This is a genomic window from Bacillus cereus group sp. RP29 (genome assembly GCF_040459765.1).
GTDB lineage: Bacteria > Bacillota > Bacilli > Bacillales > Bacillaceae_G > Bacillus_A > Bacillus_A paranthracis.
In genome coordinates this window covers 1-9654 of sequence record NZ_JARVHN010000005.1, presented here as the reverse complement: position 1 = coordinate 9654, position 9654 = coordinate 1, and the positions used below count along the sequence as shown (strand labels likewise).

The window sequence follows — 9654 nt, the reverse complement described above, 5'->3', positions numbered from 1 at the left end:
TATGTATGCTATATTTCTATTCTTCTTTTTCCGACATTAGAACCCTACATAAAATACCGGACAAATTTACTTTTTAAACAAACCGAAAAAACCTTTCCGTTTTTGTTTCTGATTTTGCGCCTGCATATCTCTAATATTTTCAAGCAATAACTGATCTCGCTTCTCTAGCTTCTTCTCTATAAAAACTTCTAATTCATTGTTTTTACCTTCTACTTCAGTTAATTTTTTCTCTGTATTTGCTAAATGCTCTTTTGTCGTAACCAATTCATTCGTAATTTCTTGCAATTTCTGAACGAGTACTTGATTAAATTGATTTTGTAACTGTTGATTTTCTAATACTTCATTCAGTTTCTTTTCTAATTCTGATTTTTCTTCTTTTGAAACAAACGAATCAAGTTCTCCGTTTCGCCATGACCGAACTTGATCGTAAGACCATTTTTGAGCCTGTATTTTTTCTTTTATTCCTTTTAATTCTTCTATATTTTCCTTCGAGTATCTGCGATGTCCTCCCTGACTTCGCTCCGTTTGTATATTAAATTCATTTGACCATACCTTTAACAAATCAGGTGTAATTCCTAAAAGATCCGCAACAATTTTCGGTGTATGCATTTCCGATTTTAGTTCCAATTTTTATTCCTCCCCCAAAAACGGAATTCGTTTTTCACTTAAAAAATACGATTAAATCAACATTCCAATCAAAATCGAAATGTACTTACAACCGATATAAAAACCGATTTTAAAAACGATTTAATTTCCGAAATACATTCCGATTTTAACACCGATATGTATTACTTCTCGATAATAACATCAAAATCTTTTTTCTATATACAAGATTTTATGCAAAAAAAGAATAGCGAGAATCCCTAGAATCCCCGCTACATCAACGATGTATAAAATCATGTATACCAAATAAACAAACAAAAAAAGAAGAATCACTGTATAGACAAGGATTCTAGCAAAATATTTGCTACCGATAATGAGATGTTATGTTAACTAAGATTGTATACAATATTCAACTCTTTCAACATAAAAAATCATATGTGATATTAGCAAATAAATGTTATAATTAGTTAATTTGTGTATAAAGGGGGATATTTATGAAGATGTATTATAGCGAACGAGCCCATGAATATGAAAAGGTTTATTTTAGAAACGATCCAATTCGCCAAGAAGAACAAACTCTTATTCAACAGAAACTTCAAAAACTATTTACAAACCAATCTATTTTAGAAGTAGCATGTGGGACAGGCTATTGGACACAGTTTATAGCTAAAACAGCAAAACATATAACAGCCATAGATTATTCCAACGAAGTATTAAACATCGCAAATCAAAAAGATATTCTCCCTTCTAAAGTGAATTTTCTTCAAGGAGATGCCTACCAACTTGATAAAATCCCTGGGAACTTTGAAGGATGTGTTGCAAACTTTTGGTTTTCACATATACCAAAGTTTAGAATTCAAGAATTTTTAAATCAATTACATGATAAGCTTGGGCCTGGAACAACAGTTTTTATGGCTGATAATATTTATACAGAGTCCATAGGTGGAACTTTAGCGCATAAAGAAAATGACCCAAATACATATAAAATAAGGACTTTGGACAATGGAACCAAGTATGAAATCATAAAGAACTATTACACTGAGGAAGAACTAAAAGATATATTTATCCCTGTTTCAAGTGATTTACAAATATATATGGGACAGTGTTTTTGGTGGGTATCCTACAAAATTAAATGAGAAAATTTAACTTCTGATAACGAATTTTACGTAAACTAGCTCTTCTTTTAGGGGCTAGTTTTTTGTTTTCATCTTGTCTTTTTATGTATTACAAATCGAGTGAAGCGACAACCGTTTTCGGACGCGAAAATGAAATTTCGAGACAGAAAAAACGGTAAAGGTTGTAGGAATCTCCTACCAAGTCAAAAACACCGTTTTTGGGGTATGGCATGCCATACCCGTAGCTTGCCCCTTAACAGAGCGAGTAAACAAAGAGGGAAAGATTTTCCCTCTTTGTTTTGATCTTATCTTTAGATCTTCCATTGCTTTTTGTTTGGAGTGCTGGCTCGTCGTGTGGGGACGAAACCCCACGGTTTAAAACGTAGCGTTATGACGGGTAAGAGCAAGTCTAGGACGAATGATCTCGCGGTTCGGCTCGTATACTTGCTAATCCAAGCCGAGAACCATTGCATTGCTTTTTGTCCTTCGGCTTGGCGAGAAAAGCAAACGAGCCGAAAAAAGTTTTGCAAGGACAACATCAAAAAGAAAAGGCGGTAGCCTTTAGGTGAGGATCAACGAACCGACTTTTTGATGTTGAGGGTGGAGATTTTTGAATGATTTTCTCAAAAATACGACCCGTTCCTTGCGGAACTTTTAGCTATATATATAAGAGTGAGAAGAGCAAAGTAAAGAAAGTCAGTAATATCAAGGGTTTATAAGACATGAGGTGTTAATTTTTTTTAACACCTGTGTTAATTTTTTTTAACACCTAAAAAATAGAAAATCCTAAATAAAAAAAGATGTCAATATAAAAATTGACATCTAAAATAAATAAATTGGTAGTTTATGTTTTTTCTTATTACCTTCGATTTTGATATTACGTAATGCCTTTGAAAAAATTTGTTGAGTCGCTCTATCAATATCATCTTTAGGTGAATTACATAATATATTAGGATTAACAAACCAAGTTCTTGCTGAACAAGCCCTTCCATCTTCAGTTATTACACCTGTTTCTGCAACTCCTAAAACCCCTTTTTCAAGCAATTCATTCATCATTTTTGAAATAGAAGTCCTTGTTTTTCCTAATTTCTTGGCTAAATAACTAGGAGACGCTGTATTTGGTTTTATATCATCATTTTCATTTTTTTCAACAATAACATTCGATTTAAATTCTAGAAATCTTGAAATATCAAATAAAAATGCTTTTTCTGGTTGAGTTAAATAACCAATTTCACATAAATAATCAATATTCTCTGTAATCATTTGGACAAATCTCACCCGATCTGTAGGTTTTTTCTTTTTACCAATAAAATACTCTTCTCCACCAGACATTTTACTTAATACTTGCAGCATAATGACTCTTTCTTCTTCAGAAAGTCCACCACTACCTTCAAGTTTTTCATAAATGCTATTAATCTTACTATCTCTTTCTTTTGCCTTTTTTTCAGCTTGTCCGAAATCAATAATTTGCTTTGTCATATCTAGGTTAATTCCTCCTTAATTGAGGGAATCAACAAAAACACCTATTTTTTGCTATTTGATTATAAATCAAATTATGATAATCTATAATCAGATAAGTGAAGTTTAGGTATTTTCGTAGAATACCCTATGAAAAGAGTCATGTTACCGCATGGCTCTTTTTTTCATTCTATCACGTTTTCAATAACCTTAAAGATAAAAACAAAGTTTCCTTAATATTTTACCGCTCCATGTCCAATCCACGATGTCTATTCATTTCTTTTTTATGCTCACGTTCAAATTGATTGTCTATTCCCTTACTATCCAATTCATTTTTAATAATCCCTCTAAACGCCTTAAATTGCTCTTTAAAAACTTTTTTAGTTTGTACATACAAAACTCTTATATTTGTCTGCAGACCCTTTATATGAGCTTTTAATGAGCTAATTTCTCTATTTAATACACCAACTTCTTTTTACAACTTACTTTTTTCTTGTTTCAACGTTCGATTTTCTTTCATCCAGCCCTCTGCATGCCCTCTTAAACTCTCATTTTCTTTCACAAAATCTGTTTCTCTCAAACGCTCATAATCTTTTTTGATAGTGACCGCTGCATTCACCTGTTTTGTAAATTCTTGATATTGTTCCGGTGATAATACATAATTTCTCGTCTGTTTCTTTGTAATTTCAGCTTTTCCAAACATTTTATCCTGTACTTCTACTACTACTTCTTTACGTAAAAATAGAATTTTAACAGGTTTATTTGGCACTTGATCTGTAGCACTATCTAATTCTTTTTGCATTTGTTCTACTCTTTTTTCTAACTCTATATGACGCTGGCCAATTAACTGCAGCTTTTCATTTTCACTCTCTACTTGTTGCTTTACTATCTCTAATTCTTTGTACGTATCAACGACATCACTTTCCAAACTCGTTTTCGTTACTTCTAATTCATTTGTTTTCTCTTCAACGTTTTTTAAATGATCGTCAATCGTTTGTAACTGTGTTTCTTTTTCTTCTACTTGGTTTTCAATAGTTGACTTTGCTTCTGCATACTCCTTGTATTGACGAACTTTCATGTACTTATATGAACCTACATTAGCACGTTCAAAATTCGGAATATATTCTTTAGCCAATTGCTCGATATAAGCCGTTTCTGTTTCTCTCCAATGCGCAATTAACTTTCTTCCCGTTCCTTCGACACCCTGTTGTTGCAAGGCTCTATCCATTCCGACACGCCTCGTTAATCCTCGACTACTCTCAAAATTCGGTACATAGTTAATATGTAAATGCGGATTCGCTTCATCATCATGTAAAACCATATTATAAACCGCTAGGTTTGGATTTCTCTCTTGAAAAGCTTCAGCATAGCGCTTCAGAGCTTCCTTTTTAGCTTCCCTATACTTTACGTCGTCTTTACCTTCCCCAATCGCTACAACGAGTTCTCGTTGCTCATGTGTCTTATCATCTTTATGTACTTTTTTATAGTAGTCATCAATTTTACGATCATTCCGTTTTTGTTTCTCGTTATACTTATCCACGGCTTCTTGAAAAACATCCTTGTATACACTTCGGATGTCCTTTTGAACAAAATAAATATTCTCCTCTGACCTGGCTGGATCAATACCAGGATTCCCATGAATATTTTCCCTGTTATTGTGGCTTAATGAACTTTGGTGAGATTGATTAAATGAGATAGAACCCAACATAAAGTGCCACCACTTTCCCTAGATTAATTGATACCATAAGTCTAGCAAAGCGACGAAATGGAGTCAATTAAAGTAACCCTATACGTATTTTGACGCTTTCGCATCAAAATCGATAGGGGTCTGCGACGCTTTTCGGCTTTGCCGAGCCACATTACACGTGGCAAAAACAAAACCTTGGGCGTTGCCCAAACCCACTGGGGAACTCTTCCCCAGACCCCATCATTCGAACTCCCCAACCCCTCAATCCTTGAGGGGCTCCCTCGCCGGTTGGCAGGAACAAACAATAGTTTGTTCAATGCCAAGAGGGTTCGGGTGTAATCCAGTTGGTCAAGTCAAATACTCCCTTCGCTTCGCTAGGTCCGTTTTGATTGACCAACACATGCAACCATCTTTTCTCTATAATTTGAGTTATTCGACAATTAGTATTTAAATTATAAAAATATGCAATATTGCATATTTTTTTCGGAAAGGAAAGTATTTACAAACACTATATCCAGGTATAACATTGCATCTTGTAAGAGAAACAATAATAGAGGAGGAAAACAAATGAAGAAAAAAGGACTTCATTTATTTTTAGTAGCTGGTCTTGCTTTAGTAGGAATGAGTGCTATCAGTAATAATTATGCTAGTGCAGATGGTCAATATTCTATTGATTATCATAATGAATATCGTTTTTGGAATCCTGATGATCGTACATATTCTGCTCAAAAATGGACTGATTCTTATTATTACATGGATTGTACAAGTATGAGTGGTATTGAGAACTTTACAGCATATGCTATGGCAAATGGATTCGATGTTGCTGATGGTCATTATTACACTATAAAAAAAGGTTCTAATCTTGGATTATATAATTTAGCAACAGAAAGACAGGGTAAGGGTACTTCGGCTTGGATTAATGCTCAAAAATATGGTAATGGTTCTGCCTATGGTTCTTGGCAACCTGATAGATAAAATGCCAAATAAAAAAGGTAGTCGATCGACTTACTCAATCACTACCTTTTTTTATTTGGCATTTTATTTATCTTATTAAAAATTTTATGGAGGCGTTTTATAAATGTTTACATATTGGTTTACACGTATAAATAATAAACACTTATATTTATCATTATTGATTGGTTTTAGTATTTGTTTCTTACAACTTGTTTTTTCTGTTATAAGTGCTTCTCATTCTTTACATACCGCTGATTCTTTTTTTTCTCCTTATACAAAATGGATAGGAATTGATTTGGTATCCAGTTTTAAAACTATGTATTATTTTTTATTACCAATTATAGCAACTATTGGCGTAGGTAATATTATACAACAAGATAAAAATAATGGATTTCTATATATTTCTTTATCTAAAACTACTAAACAAAAATATTTCACAACGTTTTTTTTAACATCCTTTTTAACAGGATTTATTGTTATTACATTACCTTTATTATTTGATTTTTTGGCTGCCTTTTTATTTTTACCAAATGTACCTGTTGATCCTATTATTAATTCAAACATTGGTTTAACAGAAACTTCTACTTTTTTCCCTGATTTATATTTTAATCATCCTTTTATACATGTTTTATTTTATATTGTTCTATCTGGTTTCTTTGGAGGAATTTTTTCATTACTATCTGTTAGTTGTTCTTTTTATTATAACAATCAATTTTCTGTATTAATTATTGGATTTATTATTCAAATTGTCTTAACCATAATGAATTTATTTATTTCTTTTCCAATATCTCCAATGTTCTTTTTACCAGAAATACAGACAATACAAAATGGTTCTTTATTATATATTACTATATTAGCTATTTCACTTTTAAGTATATCGACTATCTTATTTTATCAAGGAGTTAAAAAACGTGTTATTTTCTAAATCTATCTTACACCTTTATAAAAATATAAAAAGAAATATCTTTTTTATATTCTTATCCCTTATCTTATTTTGGATTTTAAGTTTATTTAATACTTATTCATTTGTTCGAGGAGCAAACTTTTCATTTGAATTATTAAATATATTTTTAAGTTTTAAAAGTGAAGGATTTATTTCCTTTACTTTTCTTCCCTTTTGTTTGATTCTTACAACAATATTAATACATCAACAGGATAATCCATTTTTAATAGTTAGATTTAAAACTATATATCATTACTTTACATTTAAAACTATACAAATCATGATGCTATCCGTTCTATATGTATTCACACTCACAATTATATATTTTATAAATGCGAGTGTATTCAAAATATATACCCATACATCTTTTGAACTAAATAATTATTCAGCATATCTATATATTTTTTATTACACAATAATACTAATTGTTAGTGTTTTTAATATATTACTTTTACAATCTATATTAAATATTGTACTCAAAAATAATTTATTAAGCTTTATATGTATAATAATGATGATTTTATTAGATCAATTTTTACATATAAAATTGAATATATCTTTTATTCTTTATCATGGTATTGTCATAAAAAAAATCGATGTTCTCACATTAAACACTATTATTAATCAATGTACATACAATTTAGGTATTCTATGTATAGTATTAGTAGGATTTCACCATGTATATAGTAAAAAAGAATTTCATTAATCAGGAGAAATTTGATGAACTCAAAATTTTTATTACTTATAAAACGTGATTTTTTATTATTCTGGAGTATATCAAAAATCAAATTTTTTAATGCTATATTCCTTATTATCTCCATTCTGGCAATTACTGTATATCTCATTAAAATTAATAGTTCAATAATAGGAATCCCTAATACTCACATTTATTTTACAGATATATACTTTTATTTGTTTTTTGGAGTTAAATATGAATTAGTAAAAACAAATCATTTTGATTTCCCTATCATGTGGTTGATTTTAGAAATAATTCCTTTTTATATCATAGGGGATTCTTTTAAAATAATAACAACAAAATATTCTTTATTCTTAATAGGACGATCAATTTCCTATCATAATATTTTTGTTATTCAATGTTTCTTATCATTTTGTGTCATTCTTATTTATCAAGTAATAATTATTTCTTTTATAATTGTTATTACTTATATATTTTTTAATCCTAATTTTTCAAATGGCGAGTTTATTAGAACTCTATATCATATACAAAATAGTTCTAATATTAACGTAACATTCTTTATTCTCATTCAAATATTATCTTTAACTTGTATGATATTATTGTATAACAATTTAGTAGAATTTATGAAAAGCATATATGCTGTAGTTATCATTTTTTCTATTACATTTATAACTATTTATATTCCTAACTATAAAATTTTATGGATAAACGGAACTATGTTTTCAAGAATAATTGAATTTAATATTTCTTTCACATATATTATTTCAATAGAACTAATATTATGCTTTCTATTTTATATTATAGGAACATTTCTTTATAAAAATAGAGAATATTAAACATAAAAGGAGTTTATATAAAATGGAACCTTATATTATTTTACAAAATGTACATAAAAAAATTAAAAATCAAACAGTTTTAAATGATGTCAATTTAAAATTATATAAAAATAAAATATATGGTTTTAAAGGTCCAAATGGTTCAGGAAAAACAATGATATTTAAAGCTATTCTAGGATTAATAAAAATTGATAGTGGGAATATCACAGTAAATAAACAAATCATACGTAAAGACATTTCATTCCCACAAAATACAGGCTTTATTATAGAATATCCTGGTTTTGTTTCATCCTATTCTGGATTTAAAAATCTAAAATTATTAGCTATGCTCAATAACAATATTAATGATGAAAAAATTAAACAAACATTAATACAAGTTGGTTTAGATCCACATGATACACGACCATTTAAAAAATATTCATTAGGTATGAAACAAAGACTTGGAATCGCACAAGCAATAATGGAAGACCCTGAATTATTAATTTTAGATGAACCAACTAATGCACTTGATGAAGACGGTATACAATTTATAATCGAATTACTTAAAACATTAAAAAACAAAACCATATTAGTTGCTAGTCATGATAAACATTTTTTAAGTCAATTAACAGAAGAAATCTTTACTATTAATAATGGAACTATTCTATTTTCAGAGGACAAACATATATGAAACACAAAAAAATTATACTTATCACTTCAGTAATCATAATATGTGCTTTATGTACGCTAAAATATAATTCAGTTAACAAAGATTATAAAAATTATGAAATTATATCAAAACCAATTATATTAAACCAAGAATTTATTACCAATGACTTCAAAATCACATATATGAATACTCAAAAAAATACTGTGAATATAAATAATGATAAATACATTGAATATCAAATTAATATTAAAATGAAAAATAACACAAAAAAAAATATGCAATACCCATCTAATAAATTTTATATATTAGCACCTAATTATAATTATAACCAAAGTCTATACTTATATAATAAAGATAAAAAACAAATTCCATTTCATTTACAACCTAATGAAGAAATAGAAGGTTTTTTAATATTTAAAATGCCTTATGATTGGAATATCACTGATGATACTCCAGTTAAGATTATATATTCAGAAAGTAATACTGATAAAAATCAAACGATACAACATATATTAGATTTTCAAAAATAATTATTCACTTGTATATCATATACAATCCTATTTATCATAACGTCCTATTATTAGTCGCAAGGACAACAGATTCCCCTTACTCCTATAAAAGATTTTCTATTCCTTATCTTTTTTTAATTTATTTCACATATTTTATAGCAAGGGAATGCTTGTAGACTGATCTATACTGCATTCCCTTATTC

7 protein-coding genes and 1 pseudogene are annotated in these 9654 nt (G+C 29.2%); 5 read left to right on the top strand and 3 right to left on the bottom strand.

The annotated features are described in order from the left end of the window. Nucleotides 1–66: 66 nt before the first annotated feature. On the bottom strand, nt 67–627 hold the full coding sequence (locus tag QCI47_RS30155; protein WP_050224772.1) for a MerR family transcriptional regulator: 561 nt from the start codon (nt 625–627) through the stop codon (nt 67–69). 470 nt (nt 628–1097) lie between these two features. Here QCI47_RS30155 and QCI47_RS30150 point away from each other — a divergent pair, with 470 nt between their 5' ends. Next, nucleotides 1098–1739 (top strand): class I SAM-dependent methyltransferase, encoded by a 642-nt coding sequence (locus QCI47_RS30150; RefSeq protein WP_016718069.1) that lies wholly within the window; start codon nt 1098–1100, stop codon nt 1737–1739. Between the two features lie 801 nt (nt 1740–2540). Here QCI47_RS30150 and QCI47_RS30145 read toward each other — a convergent pair. Together QCI47_RS30145 and QCI47_RS30140 are read right to left on the bottom strand one after the other, a co-directional pair. Further along, nucleotides 2541–3197 carry a replication protein gene (locus QCI47_RS30145; protein ID WP_050224764.1) on the bottom strand — a complete coding sequence of 219 codons (657 nt, stop codon included), beginning with the start codon at nt 3195–3197 and terminating at the stop codon, nt 2541–2543. Nucleotides 3198–3417: 220 nt separating this feature from the next. After that, nucleotides 3418–4884: pseudogene (locus tag QCI47_RS30140) on the bottom strand (plasmid recombination protein). Nucleotides 4885–5430: 546 nt separating this feature from the next. On the opposite strand from QCI47_RS30140, the gene QCI47_RS30135 reads away from it, so the two are divergent. The 4 genes from QCI47_RS30135 to QCI47_RS30120 all read left to right on the top strand — a co-directional run bounded on the left by QCI47_RS30135 (nt 5431) and on the right by QCI47_RS30120 (nt 9472). Next, complete coding sequence (locus QCI47_RS30135) at nt 5431–5838, top strand: hypothetical protein (RefSeq protein ID WP_050224766.1); 408 nt, start codon at nt 5431–5433, stop codon at nt 5836–5838. A gap of 103 nt (nt 5839–5941) precedes the next feature. After that, a complete protein-coding gene (locus tag QCI47_RS30130; RefSeq protein WP_050224767.1) occupies nt 5942–6742 on the top strand; it encodes a hypothetical protein in 801 nt (266 codons plus the stop codon). A gap of 1573 nt (nt 6743–8315) precedes the next feature. Next, nucleotides 8316–8963, top strand: coding sequence for an ATP-binding cassette domain-containing protein (locus tag QCI47_RS30125; protein ID WP_050224770.1), 648 nt, complete (start codon nt 8316–8318; stop codon nt 8961–8963). Continuing rightward, entirely contained in the window at nt 8960–9472 is a 513-nt protein-coding gene (locus QCI47_RS30120) for a DUF4352 domain-containing protein (protein ID WP_050224771.1), read from the top strand. The genes QCI47_RS30125 and QCI47_RS30120 overlap by 4 nt, the downstream gene beginning before the upstream one ends. Nucleotides 9473–9654 lie beyond the last annotated feature (182 nt).